The sequence below is a fragment of the Streptomyces sp. CB02366 genome, from assembly GCF_001905905.1.
In the GTDB taxonomy this organism is placed as follows: Bacteria; Actinomycetota; Actinomycetes; order Streptomycetales; family Streptomycetaceae; genus Streptomyces.
In genome coordinates this window covers 11,522-37,332 of record NZ_LIVT01000024.1, presented here as the reverse complement: position 1 = coordinate 37,332, position 25,811 = coordinate 11,522, and the positions used below count along the sequence as shown (strand labels likewise).

At 67.2% G+C, this 25,811-nt stretch carries 15 protein-coding genes and 2 pseudogenes; 4 read left to right on the top strand and 13 right to left on the bottom strand.

What is annotated here, in order from left to right:
- The first annotated feature begins 149 nt into the window (after positions 1-149).
- Complete coding sequence (locus tag AMK24_RS31215) at positions 150-3,215, top strand: RHS repeat-associated core domain-containing protein (protein ID WP_143203762.1); 3,066 nt, start codon at positions 150-152, stop codon at positions 3,213-3,215.
- Positions 3,209-3,607 carry a hypothetical protein gene (locus tag AMK24_RS33830; protein WP_143203761.1) on the top strand — a complete coding sequence of 133 codons (399 nt, stop codon included), beginning with the start codon at positions 3,209-3,211 and terminating at the stop codon, positions 3,605-3,607. The genes AMK24_RS31215 and AMK24_RS33830 overlap by 7 nt, the downstream gene beginning before the upstream one ends.
- A 193-nt stretch (positions 3,608-3,800) precedes the next feature.
- Here AMK24_RS33830 and AMK24_RS35045 read toward each other — a convergent pair.
- The 12 genes and pseudogenes from AMK24_RS35045 to AMK24_RS31140 all read right to left on the bottom strand — a co-directional run.
- A pseudogene (locus tag AMK24_RS35045) lies at positions 3,801-5,103 on the bottom strand (tyrosine-type recombinase/integrase).
- Complete coding sequence (locus AMK24_RS31195; RefSeq protein ID WP_073772255.1) at positions 5,103-5,327, bottom strand: helix-turn-helix domain-containing protein; 225 nt, start codon at positions 5,325-5,327, stop codon at positions 5,103-5,105. The pseudogene AMK24_RS35045 and the gene AMK24_RS31195 overlap by 1 nt, the downstream one beginning before the upstream one ends.
- The gene (locus AMK24_RS34410) at positions 5,327-5,584 is read right to left on the bottom strand and encodes a hypothetical protein (protein ID WP_384580050.1); all 258 of its coding nucleotides are present in this window, start codon (positions 5,582-5,584) and stop codon (positions 5,327-5,329) included. Before AMK24_RS34410 ends, AMK24_RS31195 begins: the two co-directional genes overlap by 1 nt.
- Before the next feature lie 418 nt (positions 5,585-6,002).
- Positions 6,003-7,049, bottom strand: a complete 1,047-nt coding sequence (locus tag AMK24_RS31185) for a Dyp-type peroxidase (RefSeq protein WP_242435338.1) — start codon at positions 7,047-7,049, stop codon at positions 6,003-6,005.
- A gap of 1,756 nt (positions 7,050-8,805) precedes the next feature.
- Positions 8,806-9,114 carry a hypothetical protein gene (locus AMK24_RS34075; RefSeq protein WP_158072191.1) on the bottom strand — a complete coding sequence of 103 codons (309 nt, stop codon included), beginning with the start codon at positions 9,112-9,114 and terminating at the stop codon, positions 8,806-8,808.
- Positions 9,111-13,130 carry an SAV_2336 N-terminal domain-related protein gene (locus AMK24_RS35270; protein ID WP_073772252.1) on the bottom strand — a complete coding sequence of 1,340 codons (4,020 nt, stop codon included), beginning with the start codon at positions 13,128-13,130 and terminating at the stop codon, positions 9,111-9,113. Before AMK24_RS35270 ends, AMK24_RS34075 begins: the two co-directional genes overlap by 4 nt.
- The gene (locus AMK24_RS31170) at positions 13,127-14,194 is read right to left on the bottom strand and encodes an AAA family ATPase (RefSeq protein WP_073772251.1); all 1,068 of its coding nucleotides are present in this window, start codon (positions 14,192-14,194) and stop codon (positions 13,127-13,129) included. Before AMK24_RS31170 ends, AMK24_RS35270 begins: the two co-directional genes overlap by 4 nt.
- A 25-nt stretch (positions 14,195-14,219) precedes the next feature.
- Positions 14,220-16,079 (bottom strand): VMAP-C domain-containing protein, encoded by a 1,860-nt coding sequence (locus AMK24_RS31165; RefSeq protein ID WP_158072190.1) that lies wholly within the window; start codon positions 16,077-16,079, stop codon positions 14,220-14,222.
- A gap of 56 nt (positions 16,080-16,135) precedes the next feature.
- A complete protein-coding gene (locus AMK24_RS31160; RefSeq protein WP_073772249.1) occupies positions 16,136-17,338 on the bottom strand; it encodes a hypothetical protein in 1,203 nt (400 codons plus the stop codon).
- 440 nt (positions 17,339-17,778) lie between these two features.
- Entirely contained in the window at positions 17,779-18,216 is a 438-nt protein-coding gene (locus tag AMK24_RS31155) for a hypothetical protein (protein WP_242435336.1), read from the bottom strand.
- 19 nt (positions 18,217-18,235) lie between these two features.
- Positions 18,236-19,416, bottom strand: a protein-coding gene (locus AMK24_RS31150) for an IS3 family transposase (RefSeq protein WP_107427511.1) whose coding sequence is annotated in 2 segments (ribosomal slippage) — positions 18,236-19,129 and positions 19,132-19,416 — 1,179 coding nt in all. Because the reading frame shifts where the segments join, the coding sequence is not laid out codon by codon here.
- A 37-nt stretch (positions 19,417-19,453) separates the two neighbouring features.
- A pseudogene (locus AMK24_RS31140) lies at positions 19,454-19,717 on the bottom strand (transposase family protein); the annotation flags it as partial.
- Between the two features lie 420 nt (positions 19,718-20,137).
- Here AMK24_RS31140 and AMK24_RS31135 point away from each other — a divergent pair.
- Together AMK24_RS31135 and asnB are read left to right on the top strand one after the other, a co-directional pair.
- Entirely contained in the window at positions 20,138-21,205 is a 1,068-nt protein-coding gene (locus AMK24_RS31135) for a ParB/RepB/Spo0J family partition protein (protein ID WP_079190727.1), read from the top strand.
- A gap of 821 nt (positions 21,206-22,026) precedes the next feature.
- On the top strand, positions 22,027-23,856 hold the full coding sequence (gene asnB / locus AMK24_RS31130; protein ID WP_073772245.1) for an asparagine synthase (glutamine-hydrolyzing): 1,830 nt from the start codon (positions 22,027-22,029) through the stop codon (positions 23,854-23,856).
- Between the two features lie 357 nt (positions 23,857-24,213).
- Here the strand turns inward: asnB and AMK24_RS31125 are convergent, their stop codons facing one another.
- Positions 24,214-25,806: an amino acid adenylation domain-containing protein gene (locus AMK24_RS31125; RefSeq protein ID WP_073772256.1), complete on the bottom strand. Its 1,593-nt coding sequence runs from the start codon at positions 25,804-25,806 to the stop codon at positions 24,214-24,216.
- Positions 25,807-25,811: the final 5 nt, after the last annotated feature.

The following is a 25,811-nucleotide window of genomic DNA, read 5'->3' as shown; positions in this document are numbered from 1 at the left end:
GCTCCCGGGCCGCCCCCTCGCCCAGTCCGTTCGCCCCGAACCGCGCGGGGGCGGCCCCCGCCTCGGCCCACCGGCCGCCGCGCCGCTCCCACCAGGTCACCGTGCCCGTCGTGGAGGCGGCGGCAAAGGATGCCCGCGGCATCACCTACATGACCAACGTCTACGAAAACGGGCGGGTCAAGGAGCAGACGCTCACCGAAGGCGCCAAGTTCACCTTCGCGTACACGCTGACCGGCACGGGCAAGGTCACCTCCACCTCAGTCACCCAGCCCGGCGGGTCCGTGAGGAGGGTGGAGTTCGACGCGGCCGGCTACGGAGTCAAGGACACCGAGGCCCACGGCAGCACGCTCGCCCGCACCACCCAGTACCACCGGGGGCCGCGCCACCGCGTGGACGCGGTCACCGACCCGTACGGCCGCCGCACCGAACTCACCTACGACACCAACGGATACATCACCCGCACCACAGAACTTGCCGGCACACCACAGGCACGCCAGTCCGGCACCGCTGTCTACGACGGTCCGTACGACCAGCCCACCACCCTCACCGACCCCCTGGGCAAGATCACCACTCTCGGCTACGACGCCGACGGCGACCTGCGGACCGTCACCGACCCCGAGAACCGGAAGACCGCTCTCACCTACACCCCCGACGGGCAGGTGAAGACGGTGACCGACGCCTCCCAGGCCGTAACCGAATACACCTATCTGAACGGTGAGGTGGTGTCGGTCAAGGACGCGGAGGGCCGCACCAGCAGCCAGTTCCTCGACGCCGCAGGACGACCGTCGGCCCTGACCGACGCGGCGGGATCCCGCACGACGCTCACCTACGACGCTCTCAACCAGACGCGCAAGGTCACCGATCCGCTCGGCCAGGCCACCGTTCTGGACTACGACGAGAACGGCAACCTGACCACTCTCACCGACGCCCGCAACAACGCCACCTCTTGGGCGTATGACAACGCGGACCGCGCCAAGTCGGCAACCGACCCGTTGGGGGCGCAGGCGCTGTTCGCCTATGATCCCGCAGGCCATCTGGCGAAGGTGACCAGTCGCTCGGGCCAGATTGCCACCGCCGAGTACGACCTGCTGGGACGGGCGAAGAACACCAAGTACGGCGTGAACGTGGCCGGCACGGCCGAGTCCACCGCCACGTACGCCTACGACGCTGTCGACCTGCCGAAGACGATCACCGACACGCAGGCCGGAACACAGTCCTTCGGATACGACGCCTACGACCGGCCGAAGACGGTCACCGGGCCGACCAGGACGGTCTCCTACGTCTACGACGCGGCGGATCGACGCAGGGAAATGACGGCAGCCGGGAAGACCACGCTCTATGGCTACGACACCTCCGGCATCCTCACGTCCGTCACCTCCGGCGACCAAGCGGTCACCTTCGGCCTCGACGCGGTAGGCCGCGAGAAAACCGCCGCACTGCCCGGCGGGATCACGCGCACCACCACCCTGGACAAGACAGGCACCATCAAGAACATTGGCTATACCAAGGGCACGGCCGGTATCGGTGACCTCAGCTACTCCAGGGACGTTCGTGGACTCCAGACCGGCCTGTCCGGCGGACTCGCCTCGGTCGCTCTGCCCGCGGCGGAGACAGGAGCGGTGTACGGGAAGGACAACCGTGTCACCACCTTTAACGGTCGATCCTTCACCTACGACGCCAACGGCCGACTCAAGAACGACGGAAAGCGCACCTACACCTGGAACGCCCGCGGCCAGCTGTCCGGACTCACCGCAACCGGCGGAGCATCGAGCCTCTTCACCTACGACGCGCTGGGCACCCGCACCGCGAAGACCCTCGGCACCACCACGAAGAAGTACCTGACCGACGGCTCCAACCCACTCGTGGAACAAAACTCCACAGGAGCCACGACAGCCACCGTTGCAACATCCGGCCTCGACGAGTACCTGACCCGGACCGAGAACAACACCACACAGATCTACCTCACCGACGCGCTGGGCTCCATCGTCGGCCTGGCCAACACCGACGGCACCATTGCCACCCGTTACACCTACGACCCCAACGGCCAACCCACCACCTCGGGCGCCGCATCCTCCAACCCCTACACTTTCACCGGACGCGAATCCGACGGAACCGGACTCCTCCACTACCGCAACCGCTACTACGACCCGGAGTCCGGCCGCTTCATCTCCCAGGATCCGATCGGCCACGCGGGCGGCACCAACCTCTATCAGTACGCCCTCAGTTCACCCACCACCTACACCGACCCTTCCGGCAACAACCCTCTGCTCGCAGGCTGCGTCGTCGGCGGCCTCTCCGAGGCCGGCCTCGACTGGCTCGGCCAACGCCTCTCGGGCCGCAAAGTCAACTGGGGCCAGGTCGGTACCTCCGCAGCCATGGGCTGCGCGATCGGGATGCTCGGTGCGGCAGGCGCGGCCAAGGGCGCTGCCAAGGGCGCGTCCCTCGGCCAGTGCTTCACGGCCGGCAACAGCTTCACCTCGGACACACCAGTCCTCCTGGCGGACGGCACTCGCAAGCCGATCAAGGACATCCGGATCGGCGACGAGGTCCTGGCCACCGCCCCCGAAACAGGCGAAAGCGGCCCCCGCCCCGTCACCGCCCTGATCAAGGGCACAGGCGACAAACAACTGGTCGACATTACCCTTGGCACGGGCACATCCCACACGCTGACGGCCACGGACGGCCATCCTTTCTGGGCCCCTGCCCTGAACCGCTGGATCCAAGCTGACCAACTCACCGACGGCCAATGGCTCCAGACGAGCACTGGCACTTGGGTACAGATCACCGCAGTAACCCACCGCACCACATCCACCACGGTCTACAACCTCACCGTCGCAGACCTCCACACGTACCATGTGCTGGCGGGGGCCACACCGGTCCTCGTTCACAATGCAACGCCAGGTCAGAAGTGCGATCTGACGCTGGGCGCTGGTCCGAATGCCCGAGAGGGAGTAGGGCTGGAGAACGGCGACATCGAAGCAGATGGCGTTCGAGATCTGATCAACGAATCCGGAAATAAGTACGGCTGTCACACTTGCGATGCCACGACCCCCGGCACCAAGTACGGAGACTGGATTCCAGATCACCAGCCGCCGTCTAGTCTCGTCGCTCCCGGGTCTCCCCAGACGGCGTACCCGCACTGCTGGACCTGTGCTAGAAGACAGGCTGGGGTCGTCTCGCAACTGTCACAGGCAAGGAGCAAGAAGGCATGGTAGCTAGTAGCCCCTTGATTGCATTCCTCGCAAAGATCGAGCACGGATGCCTGATCTTGCGGGATGCAGGAAGTGACGATGACGTCAGCGACTGGGATCCGACGTCTAGCAGCTGGTATCGAGAGGGTAGTTCACTCATCTTCAGCGTTCAGGCCGGTGTCGATGGCCCGGTCGAATGTGAGGTGTGGAAGTCAGCTCCTCCTACGGCGCTTCCTGCGAGACTGTTCGAAGCGTCCCTGCCGTGTTCGTCCGGATGGCTCGTATTGCACGATGCGAACGATTATGTCCGAATGCAATTTTTGGGATTCCGTGACTCCGTGATCTGTTCGGCAATGGTGGATGATCCGCAATTTCCGTCAAAAATTCAGATCTTGCTGAGCGCAGAAGGTGAGTAGCTTCTCGATGCCTGTAGGAACGGGCGAGGTTCTATTCGGGGATCTCGCCAGTTTCCCGCATGCGGCGTGAGGGCGTCGATCCACTGGGGGGAGCCGACCTTCCCGCGTTATTCCGAATTGCAAAGTTGAAGCCCCGTCAGGTGCGTCCTGGCGGGGCTTCTGCATGGGGTGACGGCAGTGGTTGACGGCAACGTCAGCGGACGGTGGCTCCGAACAGCGGCGGGTCATCTCCGTCGTCGCGGGGCGACTCGTTGTGGGCAGGCCCGTCCAGGGCGCTGCTGAGGGCGTCGATGGCGTCGCGTTGGAGGCGGAGTCGGACGTGGGCGTAGACGGCGGCGGTGACGCCGATGTGGGCGTGGCCGAGGGGTTCCTTGATGACGACGAGTTCGACGCCCTGTTCCAGGAGCAGGGTGGCGGTGGAGTGCCTGAGGCCGTGGAAGGATACGGCGGAGGCTGGCCTTGCTGAGCAGCATGGTGAAGGCGCGGGTGAGGTTGGTCAGGTCGATCGGTCGACCCTGCGCTGTTGTTGAACACGTGGCCGCTGGACTGCCACGCCGTGCCGGCGGTCGCACGTTCCCGCTGCTGCTTTTCGTGGTGGTGCCTCAGCAAGCGGAGGCAGCGGGTGGGGAGTGTAATGCGGCGCTCGGAGGCCCGGGTCTTGGTAGGCAGCGTGGTGAGCCCGTCTGTGCTGGTGCGCTGCAAGGTGCGGCGGATTGCGGCGGTGCCCGTGTCGAAGTCGAGGTCTTCCCAGTGGAGGCCGAGTAGTTCGCCCTTGCGGAGTCCGGTGTGGAGGGCGAGTTCGAACAGCACGTACAACCGGTGTCCGCGCGTGGCTGCGAGGAACTGGCACGCTTCGTCGGTGGTGAGGGGGTCGAAGCGCCGGGGCCGTGGGGTGCCGGTGCGGACGTTGCGGGCGACGTTGCGCAGGATCTCCTCTTCGCGGAGGGCGTGCTCCAGGGCGGACTTGAGCACGGAGTGGATGTAGGTGAGCGTCAGCGGGGAGAGCAGCTTGTGGCAGCACTGGTCGGCTGCGCAGCAGCGGGGTTGGTCGCGGCGGGCGTCGATGCCGCGGGTGCAGCACTGGCAGGTGGTGCGGAGCTGGTTGAGCCAGGTGCGGACATCCTTGGCGGTGAGCTTAGTGATCTTCTTCCTGCCGAGGTCGGGGATGAGGTACCGGTGGACGCAGGTGCTGTAGCGGGTGTGGGTGTTCTCGCTGAGGTGGTGGACGGCAACGGCATCGAGCAATACGTCAGGTATGCGGCCACGCTGCCCTGCGCGGAAGGATGGAGAGACCGCGGTTGCTCGGCGATCTTCTCGGTGAGTTTGGCCAGGGCCTCTTTGCGGGTGGTGCCGTAGACGCGCACGCGCTTGCGGGTGTTGCCGGGGGCGAGGACGTATCCGGCGGCTTCCCATCGTCCGTCCTTGCGCTGGTAAACGGTTCCGTCGCCGTTGGCGCGGACGCGGCGGGAGGCGGAGGTGTCGCGGGGTGTGGTCATCAGGCGGCGTCCTGTTCGAGGCGGGTGAGGATGAAGTCGATGAGGGCGCAGGCGGGAATGCGGCGGGCGTGGCCGAGGGTGATCGAGGCGAGCTGGTCGGTGCGGAGGAGGTCGTAGACGGCGGAGCGGCCGAGCTCGAGGCGGGCCATCACCTGGGGCACCGTGAGCAGGTCAAGTGCCGGTGCCGTCTCCGCAGGGGGAACAGCGAGCGGAGGCGAGGCCATCAGCAGCCTCCTTCGGCCGCGAACTGCCGTTCTAGTTCGCTGCGGTGCCAGACGTGGGCGGTGAGGAGGGCGGTGCCGGGGCTGTAACCCGAGCCGAGGTAGTCCCACTGGCCGACGACGAGCGTGGTGGCCGGGTCGTGCTCGGGCAGGCCGGCATGGGCGCGGGACTGTTCGGTGCGCCAGGCGCGGCGGGCGTTGCGCAGCGCGCCGGGCATGTTCGCCAGGGACACGCATACCTGCGCGGCGTACTCGTCCACCCCCGGCTCCTAGCGTGTCAGATCCGTAGACGGGCGGCCGGTGGGCCGGTGCTCGGTAGGAGTGGGCAGCGGGTCGGAGCGCACGCCCCGGATCACCACCCTGCCAGGGCCGTCCGGCAGCACGGAGACCCGCGTGCATCGCCATGCGTCGGCCAGAAACCGTGCCGACTAGGTGCGGACACTCTTGGCCATGAGGCGGGCGACCTTCTTGGTGCCGAGGCGGGGGATGAGGTGGAGGGAGACGCAGGTGTGCGGAGGTTGTGGAACCGGATGCGGCGGAGCCCGGCCCGGTGGAACAGAGTGTTCAAGTGCGAGGGCGGCTCCGCGCCTGCGGCACATTCAGTACCGCAGCAACCTGATCGACGGCGGCCTCACTGAAACGGCTTACATGCCAAATTCACATGACGACTTCACGAGTTCAACCTGAGTAACTGAGCGCGTCCAGCCAGCCGTCACCGTGTGGAGGGACAAAGAAGTATCCGCCGCCGGTGGTCAGCAAGTACTTTGCCATGGATTCTCCTTCCAGGCGTTTCTGAACTGCTTCGAATCCTTGAGCCAGGTCTCGTTGGAAGCAGGAGAAGATGATCCCCTTGTCGTCATTTCCCTTATCGTAGCTGTAGCTGCGCCGCACGATCGGTGGGGGATTGCGGCGGTCAGGAGCTGCGAGACGTACATGCGAATCAAGCGGCGTAAGCCTGCCTGTCGGATCTGTCGCGAAATTGGGCTGTTCGTCGACCGGTGTGCCGTCAAGCCATCTCCCGTCGCGTTTGCGCCCGACGATCCGTTCCTGTTCTCCTACCGAGTCTTTGTCCCATAGGTCAGTCGCGAACCGGATGATGCGCACAACCTGATAGCTGCCGCCCACAGCCCACTGAGGCTCGTTCTGATCGGAAGGGATGAGCGCGCGGTCGAGAGATTCCCTTTCGGTGTCGGGATTGCCGAAGCCTTCAGTGAAGTGGAACGGGTTACGGGCCAGGCTCCTGCCGTCCTCGACGCGGTTGTCGGGACGAGAGCCCTCGATGTGCCACCGAATAGTCCAGTGGGCGGAGTCGGTGTTCCTGATGCGTTCGACGGCCTTTCGTATCGCCGCGGCCTTGTTGCCCACGATATGCACGAGAAGGTCTCCGTGCGACATGGAGGGCTCAAGAAGGTCACCTGTGAAGTGCGGCATCGCTCTAAGCTGGCGGGGAAGGGAAGCCCTGGGGCCGAAGAATGCTGCTCCAAGAGCGAACCCCACAGATGCACCTGGCTCGGCGGAAGCGTGAACCCGATTGACGAGATTTCTCAGCCCCCCACGAGGGCCTCCACTGTCAAGCGCGATCAATGCCAAATATTGCTCCGGCAAGTTTCCGCGCAGCTGAAGGGGGACGCCAGTCGAGTCGCCAGATGTGGCAGTGGCTCCTGCGCTGCCGTTGACTGACAACCGGTAGGCAGCCGCTCCTCCACCTGCTAGAGCAACCGCCATGCCCGAAGCCATCAGGTTTCTACGCCGTACCACTTCGACCTCACTCCAATGAGTCTGTTGCCCCATCATTTCTAACCCTGTCAGCCGAATCCTGCCCACGACAGTGCTTTTACGGACTGTTTCCTGGTAGGCCAGTTGGTGTAGGCGCCGAGCGGCAGGGAGTGGATGGCAAGGACCCACTGAACAGCTCCGGATTGTCGCCCACGGGGGCGCCCACTGCGGATCGATGAACAGGGCAGACCTAGTCTTGTCGCCCCGAGAATGTCTGGGTGTCCAGCGTGAGAAGTGGTACGCGGTCCGGGAGGACCCCGATGCCGGCAGGAGCCAGTTGGTCCAACTCCGCAGCACCGGACCCACCACGATCGGGCGCGACCGGACTGATGCCACCCGGTCGCGTCGGACTCTGGGCGGCCCTTGCTGACGAGGGCGGCGGGGGGGGGGCTCGTGCCCGGCGGAGTTGGTGTCGTCGTTTGGCGGTGAGTCGATGCCTTGGCGCCCAGCAGTGCCGGATGGGGCTGGTCCGGCCGCGCGGCGCACTCTGTCCGGCGGAGAGGGTGAGAAGAGTCGGCTGTGACGCTCTCGAAGGGCGCAGACCATGCTACGAGCCTAGAAAGTAGCGTTGACCTGGGCTTTTCGGCTACCCGTTCACGCTGACATCTTTCCGATGACGCACCATGTGGAGTGCGTTGCCATCCTTGAACCGGTAGCAAAGGGCTCCTGACCTGCGGTTTTGCCCGTGCGCATTATGTGCGGTGTGGGCGTTACGGGCGATATCTTGACGCTGAAATGACGCTCGTTCTGATGGGGTGTCAGGTGCCTTGTCGGGCAGGTCAGACCCCGACAAGGTAGCGAGTATCGATGGGGTGCCGAGGGCAGGCGACGCTGAGCGCAGACCTACTGAGTCGTGCTGATCAGATGTCCCGGAAGAGACCAGCGAACGCGTTGACCTGCCGCAATGAGTGGCTGATGGCGGATGACCTGCGCGAGTGCCCTTTCAGCTGTTTCACGTTCGTGCCGGTTGATGGGGCCGGAAGTCCCAGGAAAGTCCCAGAGGGCTCCCACTCTTGATGGACGCCCTTTCGGCTCTGTTCAGGGTGGGGCAGCGTGGTGTGGCCTGGATCGTGGAACACGGATGTCGAGTCACTGGTGCTCAGCCGATGCTCTGCGGGATCGTGGGCTCCTGATGATCGACGATGACTCTGCGACTGGCGGCAGCGAGCCGACTGTGCCCTCGGAGCCTCGGAGCCTCGGAGCCTCGGAGCCTCGGAGCCTCGGACGTCGTACAGCGAGCGGGCGAGGGTGCGGGAGCTGGTCGAGCGGCTCGTCGCCGAGGGGCGCGTTCGGATCGCTGCTTCCGGTGACGACGAGGTCGCCGAGTGGCGGCGTGTCCTCAACTACGCGAAGCGGCACGGCCTGGTGCCGGAGGGCAAACGCATCGAGAAGGTGCCGTACGGCGGGCCGGGGATGGAGTTGTTCCTTGCGGAGGGCCTCATCCCAATGCGCGGAGTCAACGGCGGAAAGAGGGCGGGGGCTTGGTTCCCGTCCCCGCACGACTGGGGAACCTGCATCCTCTCGTGGCTGCGCTCAAAGATGACGAGTGCCGACTGGTCATGCCGTCTGCCCTGCGCCGCAGGTCGCTCCTGCTGTTACAGGGGTTGGCGGCTGAGGCGGTACGGCGCAGGTACGAGGTGGGGAAGGACCACTCGTCCTTCTACCCACGCGAGGGCGGAGTGGACATTGCTGTCGACGGCTTCGCCTATACCGTCAGGCAGGAGTTCTCGAAGTCAGCGGATCCCGACTGCTCCGCGCGCCTCGTCGTGGAGCTCGCCCATGGCCTGACCAGACGGCCGGCCGCTGGCGGGATCCGAAGACCCGGACGCTCGAAGAGGCCCTCGGTGTGATTCTTGGTGAGATCGAGGCACGAGCGGCAGAGGATGTTTGGCGAAGGCAGGACGGGCAGCGGGCCGGCGCGGAACGCGAAGCTCGCTGGCGAGCGGCCGTGGAGGTGGCGAAGGAACAGGCTGTTCGCGAACAGCTTGCCCAGGCGCTGCGCGATTCGCGTCACGCTTCGATGGGAAGGGGACGAACACTCTCCGCCTGCGGGCCGCGGTCGCCCTGGGTGATCCGGAGCTGGACGCGCTGACCGACCTCCAGCCCGCGGAAGCCGGTCATCTGGATGGCGGAGTAGTGGACGAAGATATCTCGGCCGTCGTCGACGGCGATGAATCCGTAGCCCTTGTCGTTGTTGAACCATTTGACGGTGCCTTCGAGCGTCGGTGCGAAAGCGGGGTTGCGCAGGAGTGGGCCCCGGGAATCGGTGCTGGCGTCGTCAAAGGTCTGAATGCCGATGACAAGCCTGCGGTCGCGGATGCGAGCAGTCAGGTCCCTAAGGCTGATGAACTCCGGCGCTTTGGGGATTCCTTCGGTGAGCACGGTGGCGAACTCGTTCGTGAGCGTCAACCGCGACCGCTCGGGGCTCTGGGGTGCGGTGATCAGGGACCAGTGCCCATGGATGGATCGGGAGTTCAGCAACGACCGTATTCTGTCCGCGTCGGCAAAGTAGGCGTCGATGATGAGAACCTTGAACCGGGCGGGGCTGTCCTCCATCAGCGAGACCAGACGCCGGAGGGACAGGGCGGTGAGATCGGGCCGGTCGCGATGGGAATAGGAAAAGGCGAGAAAGACGCCGCGGGGTGTTTCCAGCATATGCCCTGTGAAGTGGACGAGAAGCGTGTGCTCGGCCTGTTGGGAGAGGTCCTCCAGCGAACCGACGAGAGGCTCGGGGAAGTGCTGGTTCCAGAAGAGCGACACGTTGGCATCGTCGAACGGACCGGACTCCTGAGCCTGTCCCAACGCGCGCGCCAACGCGAGGGCCTCCTCCGCGGAGTTGGGCCGGTCTGGGAACTGCTCGTATCTGTCGGCTCCGATCAGCACGGCGCGTGAACGCGCTGGATCGAGCACGACGCGGCTCGAAACGGACTCTGGGGTCCGGGAGGCCGTCTGCGACGAAGGCAGGATCCTTGTGGCGTGGAGCCGGTTCTCCCTGTCACCTGTGCTTCGGTACACCATGCCGATCACAGCGCCTTGCAGGTCGACAACTGTTGCCCCGGACAGGGGCACGGGGTCCGCCGCCGCTGACTCCAGTACGAAGGTGTCGCCCCGTACGGATACGACCCGGTAGCGGGCCAGAGCCGGAGGCGTGGATCCAGGAGTGCGGTCCCGCGTGAATCCCACGACCAGGACCCAGTCCCCCCGTGTCGGTGAGGGAGCGGAGGGCAGGGGTGGCTTTTGCGGGGGGCGCCCGGGTCCCACGTTCGTCAGCACGGCCAGCGGCGAATGCGCCGTCTCAGCCGTCAGTTGGGCATGCCACGTGCGCGGGTCCTCCCATGGGCGCCCTTCGAGGCGTAGGAGGGGGGCGAGAGTACCCGCTGGGAACAGAGCGGCCGGCATTACTACCTGCCCGCCTGCAAGAAGGATTCCCGAGCCCAGCTCCTCACGGTTCAGGCTGATCCTCACCAGCCGTTCGTCGGCGGCTCGGGCCAGGCTACGGATTTGGGGGGAGCGCGTGTCGTTGTGGAATGCCGCTGCGTTCCGGAGGAGCCGGGACACCTCGCGCAGACCTCGCTCCCGAGCGGTCTGGGTCAGGACGTCAAGTGAGTTCGTGTGGGCGAATCGGGCCAGCACCGGCCAGAGTTCGTCGGGTGGGGAGAAGTCCGGGCGGTCCCGTCGGTCGGCCCACTCCACGAAGTCGTCGAGCACGTAGTCATCCCCTCCGCGCGACGCCGTGGCCATCACCGACCGGCCTTCGGGCACCGCCGCACAAGCGTATCCCAGCGCTGCCGAAAGCCAGTTGTGCGGAGCGGTGTCCCAGCTGGAGCCGGAGGACTGATAAATCAGTGTCGCCGCCTCCAGCAGTTGGCGCGACATCGCGGCCGTGTGTCCCAGGCGCCGGATGTCCAGCGCCGCCAGGAGCAGTGTTTTGGCGAAGGACGGCGCGTTGTGGACGCGCGCGAGGGTTTCCGACTCCGCGGTCAGCGAATACACCCGTATCAAATCGAGCCGGCCTAGCGCCAATTGAAAGGACTCGGCTTCCTTCGAGTGGTCCGTTCGCAACGCATGGAAGTCCTCGGGTCTGAGTTCGCTCAGCACCAGCATGGGGCTCAGCGCGGACATCAGATTGATGAGCTCGCTGGTTGTCGTGGGCGATCGACGGTCGGAGGCCAGCAGGAAGGAGCGGAGGTCGGGCACGACCACAGCCGTCCGAGGGTGCAGCCGTTCTCTCGCACCGACCAGTTCGTCCGGTGACTGCGGGGTCCACAGTGTCCAGTCGTCCGGCAGGGCGGTCACCGCGCGGGCGATGGCCGTCGTCTTCCCCGACCCCGCATCGCCCAGCAGCACCGTGAACGAGCTGAGCCCCCGCTGCGCCCGAGCCAGTACTTGTTGCAACTGTTCGTCCACGTAGCGGTCGACGAGTTCGGGTATAGGCTGGAGCCCTGGCAGGGGATCCGAGACCCAGCTTCCCGCACCCTCCCGAGCCGCGAACGGCATCGCCTCTGGTACGAGTCCCCGTTCACCGGTGCTGTCTCCACCCCCGCGCCCGGCGAGGAAGTCGCCGCCGCTGGCCGCGCCGTACTCGCTGATCCCCGTGCCCATCTCGCGCCGCACCAGTTGCTGCACGGAGGTGATGGCGTCCCGGCGCTGGCCGCCCAGTAGTGCTTCCCGGACCCCGGGGCGGAAGTCGAAAGGGATGCGGTCGGGGTCGGCCGCTGCCTCCTGGCCCCAGGGGGCGAAGAGGCCACCGAGAGCGACCTCCGCCAGGTGGCCGTGCTCCGTCTCGGGGAGCATCGTCTGGCGGACGAGGTTCATGACCGGGAGGCTTAAGGGCACGGCGGACAGATATCCGGCCAGTCGTTGGGCAAGGGGGGACGCACCTGCCCTGAAGCGGCGCAGTACGTCGGTGACCTCCTCCCGGGCGGGAGCCAGGGGCTCGGCCCGCAGCGGCGCTGGCGACGACGGCGTGCGGGGGAGCGCCAGGCACGGCACCCGCGTCCACTGGCCGCTGCCCGCCACCAGCTTCGCCAGGAGCAGCACGGACGCCGGTTCGGCCTCCACCACCGGGATCGCGAGGACCTGAGGGGTGGGCCGCAGCCGTACGCTCCTGCGGCGGCTCCGTGCCGGCGCACCCACCCGCCACGACGTGTTGGGCGAGGCCGGACTCACCGAACGCAACGACAGGGACCGCGGACGCACCGCGCCACGGTCCCAGAGCCGACGCGGCAGGACGTTGAGGAGCGCCACCGGGCCGTGGGATGCCCACTGCCGCAGCATGCGCGCGACGTCCGCCTCGGCCCAGCCGCTCGCCACTGTGTCCGTGACGACGATGACCAGACGGTGCCCCGACGGGTCGGACACCTCTTGCACGCTGCGCCGCTCACCGTCAGGTGTACGGGCCACGGACAGCGGCTCGGCGGCGTCCGGGTCGGTGCCGAGCAGGTGCCAGGTGCGTACGTCGCGGAAGATGCCTGTCTGCACGAACACCCGCCGCAGTTCGCCGACCAGGCCGTGCCAGAGCAGCATCGAGTGGTGGGCGTCCACCACGAGGGCCAGGTCCAGCCAGCGTCCCCTGCGCGGCCGCAGCACCGGAGTCGGAAGGCGCTGCTCGATGGTCCTGCGGACCGTCAGCTCCTCGTCGAGTTCGCAATCGGCCGGGTTCCCGCCCGAGGTGTCCTTCGAACGGCCCAGGGGGCGTAGCGCCCGCATCACCGCCAGCGCATCCCGGACGGACGAAGCTCGGCGGACGCGGACCAGTTCGACGCCTTGCCGTGCTGGGCCGGGCGCGTCTGTGACGTCGCCCGCGGTGTAGAACTCCTCATCTGGCGCCCGGTCTGCTTCCTCGGGGCCCTCGGCCGGGTACTCGGTCAGCGGCGTGGCCTCGGACTCGTCGAGGACGTCCTGAGCGGACCCCGCGTCCAGACCTGCGGCGCCACCGACGCGCGCCGCCAGCCAGAGGATGTCCGCCAGCTCCTCGGGTCCGGCGTTCGCGCCGGACTCCTCCAGTGCCCGCAGCAGCCGCTCGATCACGCCAACGGGCCCGTCAGCCGTTGCAGTACGGCGTCCAGGAAGTCCTTGCGCTCGCCCGCGCCCGACCACGCGCCGCTCAGCCGCAGCTGGACGGCGTTGAGCAGCTGGTCCGTCGCCAGGTCGCCCTCCGTACGGCGCTCGATGAAGTCGGTGATGAGGTCCTGGTAGCGGTCTTCCCGGGTCGTGTCGTCGAGCCTCAGCCGCTGCCGGACGATCTGCTTCAGCTTCTTCTCGTGCGGCGGCTCGACGTGGAGGCGGATGCAGCGGCGCAGGAAGGGCGGCGGGAAGTCGCGCTCGCCGTTGCTGGTCAGCACGACGACGGGGAACGCGCTGCACTGGACCCGCCCGCGGTCGATCCCGGCACGTAGCTCGGGATCATCCTGCGTGCCCACCCTGACCCATGGCTGGCGGGCGGCGATCCGCGCCAGTTCCGGGATCTCGAAGGAACCCTCCTCGAACACGGTGAGCAGGTCGCTGGGCAGGTCGATGTCGCTCTTGTCGATCTCGTCGACAAGCAACACCCGGGGGCGCTCCTGTGGCAGCAGCGCCGTGCCGAGCGGGCCGAGACGCAGGTACGGCGCGATGGCGCTGCCCGAGGAGGGGCGCCCGCCCGGCTGCCGCCGGGGCGGCGCGCCTCGGCCGGCCTTCAGATGGCGCAGGTTCGCATCGTGCAGACGCCCGATCGCGTCGTACTGGTAGAGCGCGTCCCGCAGGGAACTGCGGCTGGTCACCGGCCAGTGCAGGACTGGTCCGAGTTTCAGATCGGCCGCGATGCTGTGCGCCAGCGTCGACTTGCCGACTCCGGGCTTGCCGGTGACGAGGAGCGGGCGGCGCAGGTACAGGGCCGTGTTCACGGCGTCAATCTCCGCGTCGTCCGGTACGTATCCGTCGCCGCGTACCCAGGTCTCGGTCCAGGCCGGTCCGGCGGTGCCAGGCGGGGCGTACTCCGGGTCGGGGGCACCCTTGAACTCCCGCCACGGCGGCCGGTTCTCGTCGAGCCGGGCGCGCTTCTCCGCGACCGAGCCAGTGCCCCGGTAGATCCACCAGTCCTTGACAGTGTTCATCGGACTTCCTCTCCTAGACGACGGTTCACGAGGACAGCGACCGCCTCAAGGGCACCCGATCGGGGTTGTCGTAGAGCAGCGCGAGCGGGTGTTGGTCCACCCGGGCTCGCCTGAGTCCGGTGGGCAGCGATGCCACGTCGAGTGCGTGCGGAGGGTCGGCGTCGAGCGCTGTACGTATGGCCGCGCCGGCTGCCGGGGAGGGGCGACGCCAAACGGCGATCGGTATCCCGCCGTCCACCACGGCTTCCAAGACGTCCATGACCAGATCCTCGGTCACCTCGGCCAGCACGCAGACCGGTGACGCGTTCAGTTGTAGCTTGTCGGCCAGGTCGCCGGACACATCGCAGTCCACGATGTCCCGCACGGCGTCCGGATGCAGGCCGCCATGTGTCTCGTACCACTGCCACTTGGCCAGCCAGAGTTCGAGATCCTCGCGTTCCTCGGGGCAGCGCAGCACTACCTCGTAGCGGCAGCCGAGCTGGACGGCCCGCTCACCGCGGCCTCTGCGCGCGGGGCGCGACACCGTCCAGGTCTCGAACGGCACCTCCAACAGGTCGAACGGAACGTGGAACTCGATCCGCGCCGGCTTCGCCGGTTCCGTCAGGAGGTGAAGGGTGAGCGCCTTCCGCACGCCTTCCAGGTCCATGGGGTCCGGAAAGTCGCCCACGTAGTCCCAGCTCTCCTGGAACGACCAGAGTTGCAGTCGGTAGGAGCCCTCGTCGTCCTCGGTCAACCGCACGTGCAGCGCGGGGGACTCGACCGGACGAGAGGGCGGCACCGGGACGGGGTCCGCGCTGAGGCGTTCACGCGTACGCTCCACCCATCCGTTCGCCGCCACGACCCAGGGAGAGGGCGCGGCACGGGATGCCAGGTGCTTGACGAACGGCAGAGCGAGCGGAACGGCACGGCTGGTGCCCTGCCGGTCGTCCAGATCACGCACGATCTCCACCAAGTCCGACGACGGCAACTTGTGGTCCATCGGCGGAACGCAGCCCGTCACCTCGAAGGCCCAGCGGTACGCCGCATAGGTGTCACGGGGCAACTCCGTGCTCTCGGACATCAGTTGCCCCAGCTCCGTCCAGGCGACCTGGTCGAGGACGAGGCCACCAGTCGGCCTGCTCGTCGTACCACCGTCCGCCCAGGTGTCCCCGTGGAGAGAAGAACCGTCCCAGCCCAGGGCGATGTCGAACTGCGGATGCTGCCAGGCCGTGCCGTTCGCTCGCATCACGGTGAAGTCGGCCTGCACGTCCCGGGCGATGTCGGGTAGGCCGAGTGTCGCCTGTTCGAGCGTTCGGCCCTCCAGGCGTCTGAGGAGGGTATCCGTGAACTGGCCCGCCTGGACGGTGTTCTTCGCGGTCTCACCGGGCCGGGACGCGTAGAGCGTGAACTGCATGCGCCTGGTGGGGACGCCCACCGGGTAGTTCACCTGGGGGAACTTCCCTTTAAGTCGTGCGATGTCCAGCCGGCAGGTATCACCCACGGTGACGGTACGGCGGAAGCGGCCACCAGCGATCTCGTCGGACTTCCACCGGCGCAGAGCCGAGCTGAGATTGAGGTGAGTGAAGAGACCGGCCGTGGCGTCGGCGTACGGCAGCAGCAGATCGTGGCGACGGTCCAGGAAGCCGTGTCCGGCCCAGTAGATCCACAGCAGGTCACCGTCGCACTGGGCGAGGTCCGTGAAGAGCGCTTCCTCGACGTTCTTCTGTGTCGCGGGTTTGGCCTCCCCCTCGGCCCAGGTGCCGGCCAGGGGCGACAACAGCAGACGTACGTTGCTCTTCGGTACACCAGCGGTGCCGGTGAGCCAGTCGGCGAAGCGGACGGCGTCGCCGGCCGGGCCGGAGAGGTTCAGCCGGGTGTCGATCTCGTAGGACTCGACACCCACCACGAGCGCGAAGGTCCGTTCCGGTGTGATCTGCGGCTCGGCGGCTGGGGAGCCGCCCGTCACCGCAGTGCCTCGGCGATCCGCTCGAAGACCGGAGGGAGCTTCCAGTAGGCGCTGTGCGAGACGGGGAACGGCATTCCGCTGCGCACCTCATGGTCGACAACCCGGCCGTCGCCCGGGAAGACCGGTTCGGCGAGGTAGGAGAGGACATCCCGACGGTCGTAGATGTTGAGCCACTGAGGGAAGTCGGAGGGCAGCCGGTCACCAGGCTCCAGTCCGGCCAGGGCGCCGAGTTCGTGCAGGAAGGGTGCCTGGGAGCCGACCGTCACCAACATGCGCACAGACAAGGGAGGTTGGCGTCGGGCAGCCAGAGCTAGGGTGTCCACGAGGGCGATGCCGCCGAGGCTGTGGCCGATGACGACCGGAGGCTCCGGGCTGTCGCCGATCACCCGCTCCAGATGGGCGCGCAGATGCTCACCGCGCGCCTGGTAGCGCAGGATGTCACCGATCTCGGATGCCTTCTCGGAGGTGACCTCACCCCGCTTACGGTCCAGAAAGGACTGGGTGGCTACGCGCTGTGCCAATCGGGACAGGACGCCCGCCGTGCGCGTCACCACGCCCCGGGCAGTCCCGCCTAGCCGCTCGCTCAGCAGGTCGACGAGCCGGTCCCGTTCCGCGTCGGTGCACAGGGCGGTGTCGCGGGCCTCGGCGAGCATCACGGCCACCAGAGCCCGGCCCGCGTGGATCCTGAGTTCGGCGGCGGTCGCGTCGTCCTCGGCGACGAGGCACGCGGCGTGGAACTCGTCGGAGCGCTCCACCGTCCACAGGGCGTTCCGGTAGCCGCCGGCCAGACCGGTCTCCCGCAGTAGTACGGCGAGTTCGTCGTCCGGTGCCAGGACGGCGGGCAGGGCGCGCAGGGCATCGCCCACGTTCTCGCCGGGCGACTGCGTTCCCAGCAGCCCGAATCCGTCGTCTTCGGCCTCGGTGCCGAGTTCGGCCAGAACCCTCAGCTCGCACAGCGGGTCGGCGAGGAGCAGCAACCACTCTGCGGTCTCGGGGTCCTCCTCCGGCCCTGGCGCGGACCTCATGCCGGGAACCGACGCGCCGCCCGCGCTGAGTTCCGCACCGAACTCCGCTCCCCAGTAGCAGCGTTCGACCTCGGCCTTCGGGAATTCTTTCAGCAGCCCGGCCTCGACCAGCGCGAACAGTTCCTCGAACCGTTCCCGGCGGACACCGGTCCCATGGACAAAGACGAACCTCATGCGCCCCCCGACCTCCGACGTGCCTGTGCCACAGTGAGAATAGTCCGTCGGCACAGTTGGGGGAGGTGGTGTGACGAACCCGCCTGACTGCGTGTCACGTTCAGACGGTTATTCCCAAGGTGAAGCTCAGAAGGCAGCCAGCGGAAGCAGGCACGAAGGTCGGCGGGGACGACGACACCTCTCCATCCTGCCCCGGCCCGCCTCCGTCCGAGAGCAGAGACCGGGAAGGCCGATAGCCCCTGGTCTTCGTGGGGAAGACAAGGGGTCACCTGCCATGACAGCGGCGGTCCCCCGCGTGTGCGTTCTACGGCTGTGGAAAGCCGCTCAGCCAGACGGCTCGCCGTCTGCTGGGAAAGCCGGACCCGCTTGATGCACAGGTCGCCGCGCGGGCCGTACTCCGCGGTCGTGCCCGGGCCCGGGCCAAGTCCGGCGACGGCCTGCTACCGGATGCTTCTCTTGACTTCGGTGACGATGGTCCCAGGGATGCATTGTCCTTGTGCCGTGCGGCCGGCGCTCTGGCTGAACTCTCTCCAGACACGCGGATGCTCGGCGGTCACAGGCTGCCGTTCACCGGTCATGCCCTGGACCAGGCAGTGGCCGCTGCGCTCGAGGTGGTGCTCGAGCCACTCCCTGGACGCGAGGAGACTGTAGGCCCTGCCGCTCTGGCGGTCCCATGTCAGGTACTGCACCTGCAGTTGCCCGTCGGTGTCGTACCAGAAGGGGCGGTCCGGGTCGCGCCGCAGCCTGCTGGCTCTCAGGAGTGGGTCACTGGGCAGCGTCACGGAGACGGATGCGTCGAGGGAGCAGTCCAGGCTCTGACCACTCCAGTTGTAGGTCTGGTCGGTCGGAATAGCGGCGACGGGTTGGGGCTGCTGCATGATCGGGTGACAGCGGGGTTTATGCAGCCAGAGCTGCGGGTGGGGTCATGATGGTCTCGTACTCCACGGGGGTCAATCGGGCCAGGCGTCTCTGGCGCCGGCGCCGGTGGTAGGTCCGCTCGATCCAGGTGACGATCGCGATCCGCAGCTCCTGTCGAGTGGCCCAGGTGCGGCGGTCGAGGACGTTCTTCTGCAGCAGCGCGAAGAAGCTCTCCATGGCGGCGTTGTCACCGGCGGCCCCGACGCGGCCCATCGAGCCGACCAGGCCGTGCCGGGTGAGTACGGCAGCAACCTTCCGTGAGCGGAACTGCGAGCCGCGGTCCGAATGCACCACGCAACCGGCCACCTGGCCGCGGCGGGCGACGGCGGACTCCAGCGCGGCCACGGCGAGGCGGGACTCCATCCGGGCGTCGATGGAGTAGCCCACGATGCGGCCCGAGTACACGTCCTTGACGGCACACAGATACAGCTTGCCCTCGCCGGTGGGGTGTTCGGTGATGTCCGTGAGCCACAGCCGGTTCGGCCCGTCCGCGGTGAAATCGCGCCGCACCAGGTCGTCGTGGACCGGTGGCCCGGACTTGGCGTTCTTCCCGCGGCCCCTGCGTTTGCCGAAGGCGCTCCACCAGCCGTTGTCCCGGCAGATCCGCCAGGCGGTCCGCTCGGCCATCGCCTCACCGGCGGCGCGGGCCTCGTCGAGAAGGAAGCGGTGACCGAACTCGGGATCGTCGCGGTGCGCGTCGAACAGGGCGTTGGCCCGGTATGCCTCGGACAGTTCGGCGTCCGTGACCGGCCGGTCCAGCCACCGGTAGTAGGGCTGGGGGGCCAGCCCGAGCACCCGGCACGTCACCGCCACCGGCACCCGGCCAGGGGCAGCGGCGGCGGCCAGCTCGCGGACGAGCGGGTACATCATTTTGCCGGCAGGTTCGCCTGCGACAGATACGCCGCAGCCCGCCGCAGGACCTCGTTCTCCTGCTCCAGCAGTCGGATGCGCTTGCGGGCCTCGCGCAGCTCGGCCGACTCACCCGACGCTGTCGCGGGCCTGGCGCCCTCGTCGGTGTCCGCACGGCGCAGCCACTTTGACAGCGTGATCGGGTGGGCGCCGAAGTCGGCGGCGATCTGTTCCAGCGTGACGCCGGGCTCGCGGTTGCGCGCGACCCGCACGACGTCCTCGCGGAACTCCTTCGGATACGGCTTGGGCACTGCAACATCCTTCCAGGCCGCTTCTCAGCAAGCCAGGTCAGGTGTCACTCATCCGTGCAGCAGTCCCGAGGTTGTGCAGGCGGGCGATGCCGAGCATGGCATGGTGGACGCCGTCGCCCTTGAGGCGGCAGTCGCGCAGGATCTTCCAGCTCTTCATGCGGGCGAAGGTGTGCTCGACGCGGGCTCGTACCTTGCGGTGGGAGGCGTTGTGCTCCTCCTTCCAGGCCGATAGTTCCTCGTCCTTGTGCCGACGGTAGTGCGGGATGGTCAGCCTGGTGCCCCGGTAGCCGCCGTCGGCGATCACCCGCTGAGCGGGCCGTGCAGGCGTTCACCGACCCCACCGCGCCGCACTGGGCGTTCGGCGACGAAGCCGGCGCCCGCTGCAACCTCCTCAACATGAGGTTGGAAAAGGCTCGTTATCGGCCAATCACGCGGTGATTAACCGCCATGGCGACCCGTTGCCCGGCGGGAACCTGGCAGGGCGGCGGATGTTTCCAGGGTGGTCGCGGGACCGTCGCGATGCGGGGCCCAATGATGGCTGGCGATATTCGGACAATCTACGAGTGGCCTAGCCGTGGGCTACCGTTGAATGGAGGTCAATGGAATGATATATCTCTGATCGGTGAAAATCTGTATCGTCGGAAAGGATAGTGTTTGGCTTTGTCATGTAAAACGGAAGGTCCGGCGGATAATCCCCGGTGGAGCGATAGCGGGAGTTGGTATGACGCTTTTTCAACAGGATGGCGGTGCCGGTGTCGACCCGGTAGACCTTCTGTCCCGTCAGCGAGAAGCACTTGAAGAATCCGTGGTCTGCGCGATACCTATAAGTTCCCTCGTGATTTCCGAGTCTCCTCGGATCAACGGGGAAGACGCCGAACACGTGCAGATTCTGGCCGATTCGGGTGAGGAATTCCCTCCTATTTGGGTACATAAACCGTCTATGCGGGTGATCGACGGTGTGCACAGAGTGCGTGCTGCCGCTGTCCGGGGCATGTCCGAGGTCGCTGTGCGCTTCCTCCACGGTACCGAAGTGAATGTTTTCCTGCTTGCGGTGTCCGCGAACATCAAGCACGGACTGCCGCTTTCGCGTGGCGATCGCCACGCGGCTGTCCAGCGGATCATCGGCGCCTCCCCGGAGTGGAGCGATCGGATGGTCGCCTCGCTGACAGGGCTCTCGGCCAAGCGTGTGGCCTTGATCAGGCGTCAGGCTCTACAGGAAGCACCTTTGCCGATGCCGACACATCGCGTCGGAAAGGACGGCCGGTCCCGGCCGACCGACGGTACGCAGGGCCGGCGGCGGGCCGCGGAGGTCATCGCCGGTAGACCCGAAGCGTCACTCCGGCAGATCGCGCAGGCTGCCGGGATCTCGCCGGCCACCGCGGCGGACGTTCGCAACCGGGTCGTGAGGGGCGAATCTCCGGTCCCCGGATGCGACGAAGGGGAGGGGCGGCCCGATAGTTGCCGACCACTGGCCCTTGGGCCGACCGCGGACGGCACCCGCGGTGTCGAGTCGGCCCTCCCCGGGCTGACTCTCCTGTTCGACCAGCTCCGCCGGGACCCCTCCCTGCGGTTCAATGACACGGGGCGTTCCCTTCTCCGTATGTTCGACGGGGTCCGCTCCGGTCTGTGCGAGCAACAAGAGATGGTGCAGCATCTGCCTGGCCACTGCAGGAACGCTGCGGCCGAATTGAGTTTCGGCTATGCGCAGTTGCTTCAGGCCTTCGGTGAGGAATTGATGAGGGCCGCGGGGGCCGACGATGAAGTGCTCTCCACGGTGAACGCGATATGATCTTTGCCTTCAGAGTCAGACCGAAGAGGTGATGGTAGGGCTCCTCAAGCCCTCCGTGAGTCGGTATATTCACCTAGACTTCATCATGGAGCCGACCGTATTCGCTGTTGCCGGACGGCTGCTCCTGACGCCAGCCGTCCGGCAGTGAGCCGAGCTTGAAGTACCCGCCCCTCTGTTCATCGAACGACGGCTATGCATCGGACCGGGATGAAGGTCGACAATGCCCCTCCTCGTGTCCGGAATAGGGTTCTCCTGCGTTGGGCTCGTACTGCCTCGCATCAACTTCACCCGGACTGGTAGAAGTGGCCGAGGGCAGGGTGAGATTTGAGGTGCGGGGATTCGCGGGCGCTCGTTGCCGACATCGGCGAGGACAATATGCTCCTCTGTTCTCTATATTCTGCGAATCGGCGGTAGTGTGAAGGTCAAATCCGCCGGTGCTGTCAGAGGGGCTGTACGCATCGACTCCACGGCTATGGGCGGTCAGGACATCTCCTCCGCCCCTTGTCCCGCGCTATGCCTCGGCGGCGACACGGAGTCCGTCGTGGAGCAGGTCGTCCAACTGCGCCACCGACCGCAGGGACGCGTGTGGCGGCGGGTGTCCGGCGCCTGCTGCGCGGCCGGCCCGCCCCCCCCGGCCGGGACTCCACGGGAGGCGTGCTCAACCATCTGCGGTCCGACGTCACCGGTGAAGCCGGCCGCCATGGCGGCTGTGCAGCGTCACTCCGTTATCGGAGGCCGTATGCACGGCTCCCCCTGAACCGGGTCATCCCTGACCCGGTTCCCCCGCCCACCTGAGTGGTCTCTTACGAAAGGGAACGACTGTGTGCGGAATATCCGGATGGGTCGACTGGAAACGCGACCTGCTAGAGAGCCGCTCTGTGATCTCGGCGATGACAGAAACCATGGCGCCTCGTGGCCCCGATGCCCAGGAGGTGTGGATCTCGCCCCACGCCGCCCTGGGACACCGCAGGCTCGCTGTGATCGACATCGAGGGCGGCCAGCAGCCGATGCGGCGGAGCGTACCCGGCGGCGGCACGGCTGTGATCACCTTCAGTGGTGAGATCTACAACTTTCACGAGCTCCGATCTCAACTGCGCTCACATGGCCGGGACTTCACGACGCACTCCGACACGGAGGTCCTGCTGACGGCCTATCTGCACTGGGGCACGGACTTTGTGCACCGTCTCAACGGGATGTACGCGTTCGCCATCTGGGACGAACGGAAGCAAGAGCTGCTCCTGGTCCGGGACAGGCTTGGGATCAAGCCGCTCTACTACGCGCTACTGGACGGCGGGGTCGTCTTCGGATCCGAGCCCAAGGCGCTGCTGGCTCACCCCGGAATCACGGCCGAGGTGGACCGGGAGGGACTGGCCGAGTTGCTGGCCCTCCCCCGGGCGCGGACGCCCGGACACGCTGTGTACCGCTCGATGCGGGAGGTGAGGCCAGGCTGTCTGGTCAGAGGTAACGCCTCCGGCCTTCGGGAGGAGCGGTACTGGCGGCTCAGTGCCCAGCCCCACACCGCCGGATTCGACGACACCGTCACCGAGGTGCGAGCGCTGCTGGAAGACATCGTCCGACGGCAGTCCATCGCCGATGTTCCGGTGGGCACCCTGCTCTCCGGTGGCATCGACTCCAGTATCGTCACCGCGCTGGCCGCGCGGGAGCTCACCGCCGGAGTGGAGAGCTTCTCGGTGCGCCTCGGGCCGGCAGGGCGCCCTGGCGGTGACAGTTGGCGGCCCAGCGACGACGAGCCCTTCGCGAGTCTCGCCGCCGAATACCTGGGTATCGAACGACACGTCACCGAGGTCGGCGCGGCCGATCTCGTGAAGAATCTCGACCAGGGGCTGTTGGCACGGGACCTGCCGGGCTGGGGCGACCTGGACACCTCCATGTACCACCTGTTCCAGGGGGTTCGCGGGCGTTGCACGGTGGCCCTGTCGGGTGAGGCCGCCGACGAGGTGTTCGGCGGCTACGCCTGGCAGACCGACCGCGACTTCGTCGCTCACCCCTCGTTCCCGTGGATGCACGGGGGGAGGCAGCCCGCCGCGCTCCTCCGCGACGATGTGCGCGCGATGATCGCACCGGAGCGTTACGAGGCGGATCGCTACCGGCAGGCGCTGGACGAGGTGCCCAGGCTTCCCGGGGAGAGCGGCCCGCGCCGCCGTGAGCGCGAGGTGTTCCACTTGGGCATGACCCACTGGCTGGGCGCTCTGCTCGACCGCAAGGACCGGATGAGTATGGCCGTGGGCCTGGAGGTGAGGGTCCCCTTCGCCGATCACCGGTTGGCCGAGTACCTGTTCAACGTTCCGATGGAGCTCAAGGCCCGTGGAGGGACCGAGAAGGCGATTCTCCGCCGCGCGTGCGCCGACCTCCTGCCGGCGGAGATCGTGGAGCGGCCGAAGAGTGCCTACCCGGCCAGTCGCGACTCCGCCTACCTTGAACGGCTCAGGGAGCTGGCGCTCGACCTGTTGAATGAGCGGGACGCACCAGTCTTCGCGCTGCTGGACCGTGAGAAGGTCCGCTCCGCGGTCGTCTCCGATCTCGATCGTCTGCCGGGGCCGATCACCGCGATCACACCGGCCATCGGGCTGTCCTACCTGCTCCAGTTGAACAGGTGGCTGGAGATCTATCGGGTACGTGTCGTGCTGTGAGCCACAGACCTCGCCCGTTCGGAGGGAACCGGATGATCTTGTAGGCGGCGGATACGGCGCCGCACCGGTGGCGGTGCGTTTCCCGGTCGAGACATCCCAGGCGCCCGGCGCGGCGCGGACGACGGCCGTGTCGTCCGCGCCGCGCCGGGCGTCGACCCTGATGGGTGCGGGCTCCGGGCTCCCGTACGGCTTCGGACCCTGTCCCTGCTCGTGTGGCGGCACCGATGCCTGGTGCGGGGTCAGGAGTCGGGCTGGCGCCGCACGGAGAACGGAGCCGAGGTCCGGCCGATGACCCGGTCCGGCCCGGCCGGAGCGACGGCGCGCGGCCGGCCCCCGCGGTCGGGCCGGTTGGGCCCTTTACTCCGCCGCCGTCATACTTAGCCGGTCGACCTTTCCCGACCGGGTACGCGGCAGCGCGGTCAGGAAGTGGAAGCGTTCCGGCACCATATGGCGGGGGAGCGTGGCCAGACAGTGCCGCCGGAGTTCAAGGGCCGTGGGCTCGGGGGAGCGGGACACCACATACGCCTCCAGGCGCTTCTCTCCCTCGGTGCCTCCCACCACCACACACACGGCTTCACGTACCGACGGCACCTCCGAGAGAGCGGACTCGACGTCTCCCAGCTCCACTCGGTACCCACGCACTTTCACCATGTCATCGTTTCTTCCGAGGAAGCTGTAGAGGGAGCCTGGGGAGACCCGGACCGTGTCCCCCGTCCGGTACGCGTCCACGGGAGTGCCGTCCTCGTGGGTGAGGCGCAGTGTCTTCTCCGCGGTGAGCTGGGCGTCCTTCCAGTAGCCGAGCATCACGGAAGCGCCGGAGACACAGAGTTCTCCCACCGTGCCCGGTACCTGATCGAGCGGGATACCGGCCGGGTCGACGACGAAGGCCGTCGCGTAGGGGCAAGGGCGACCGATCGGGACCGGTTCGGTGCGTCCCTGTTCCAGATCCTGGTCCCGCACCTGGTGAAAGGTGCACACGTTGGTCTCCGTCGGCCCGAAGAGGTTGTAGAGGGCCGCCCCGGGCAGGAGTTCGCGCAGTCGTCTGAGCGGACCGAGAGGGAAGTTCTCACCAGCGAAGAGCACGCACCTCAGCGAGGACGAACGGAGAAGCTCGCTGTTGTCCGCCGATACCATCCGGCCGAGTGCGTTCGGTACCGAGTACCAGACCGTGATCCCGTGCTCCACGACGACACGGTTGAGGATACCGCCGAAGCCGATCTGGCTCGCCGGCAGCAGGACCACGCGGGCACCGGCCCGACAGGTGGCGAAGATGTCCAGTACGGAGAGATCGAAGTGCAGGGGAGCGTGACTGGAGACGCGGTCCCGCGAGGTGAGGTCGAACTCGTCCACGGCCCATTCGACGAAGGCCATCGCGTTCGCGTGGGACAGGACGACGCCCTTGGGAGTGCCCTTGGACCCCGAGGTGTGGAACAGGTAGGCGGGGGAGTCCGGGCAGAGGTCGGGGAGTTCCGGTGTGGCGGTTGCCGAGCCTGGTCCGGTCGCACCGACCGCGATGTGCCAGGGGATGACAGGGGAATCGTCCGTTTCCCCCCGCGCCGCCCCCACGTGCACCACAGGGCCCTTCGGCCGGACGGCGGCTGGCAGGCCAAGTAGCCAGTCAGCCTGCTCGGCGTGCGTGATCACGCCCGACAGCTCACACTTCGAGATGATCTTCATGACCCGGTCCAGCGGTGTGGCGGGATCGATGGGCACATAGGCGGCACCGGTCTTGAGGATCCCGTAGATGCCGACGACGGCCTCCAGGGATTTCTTGAGCCAGAGGCCCACATGTTCACCCGGGTGGACGCCCTCCCGGATCAGTGTGGCCGCGAGCGCGGAACTACGTATGTGGAGTTGGGCGTAGGTCAGTGTCTCGCCCTGCATCTCCGCTGCCACGGAGTCCGGTCGGCTCTCGGCGGCCTCGGCCAGATAGCTGATGAGATTGCGCATGGTCG

Coding starts and splice junctions, on each gene's coding strand:
- AMK24_RS31215 (WP_143203762.1), top strand. CDS start 150: ATGACCAACGTCTACGAAAACGGGCGGGTCAAGGAGCAGACGCTCACC.
- AMK24_RS33830 (WP_143203761.1), top strand. CDS start 3,209: ATGGTAGCTAGTAGCCCCTTGATTGCATTCCTCGCAAAGATCGAGCAC.
- AMK24_RS31195 (WP_073772255.1), bottom strand. CDS start 5,327: ATGGCCTCGCCTCCGCTCGCTGTTCCCCCTGCGGAGACGGCACCGGCA.
- AMK24_RS31185 (WP_242435338.1), bottom strand. CDS start 7,049: ATGGCGGTTGCTCTAGCAGGTGGAGGAGCGGCTGCCTACCGGTTGTCA.
- AMK24_RS31170 (WP_073772251.1), bottom strand. CDS start 14,194: ATGAACACTGTCAAGGACTGGTGGATCTACCGGGGCACTGGCTCGGTC.
- AMK24_RS31160 (WP_073772249.1), bottom strand. CDS start 17,338: ATGAGGTTCGTCTTTGTCCATGGGACCGGTGTCCGCCGGGAACGGTTC.
- AMK24_RS31155 (WP_242435336.1), bottom strand. CDS start 18,216: ATGCAGCAGCCCCAACCCGTCGCCGCTATTCCGACCGACCAGACCTAC.
- AMK24_RS31135 (WP_079190727.1), top strand. CDS start 20,138: ATGACGCTTTTTCAACAGGATGGCGGTGCCGGTGTCGACCCGGTAGAC.
- AMK24_RS31125 (WP_073772256.1), bottom strand. CDS start 25,806: ATGCGCAATCTCATCAGCTATCTGGCCGAGGCCGCCGAGAGCCGACCG.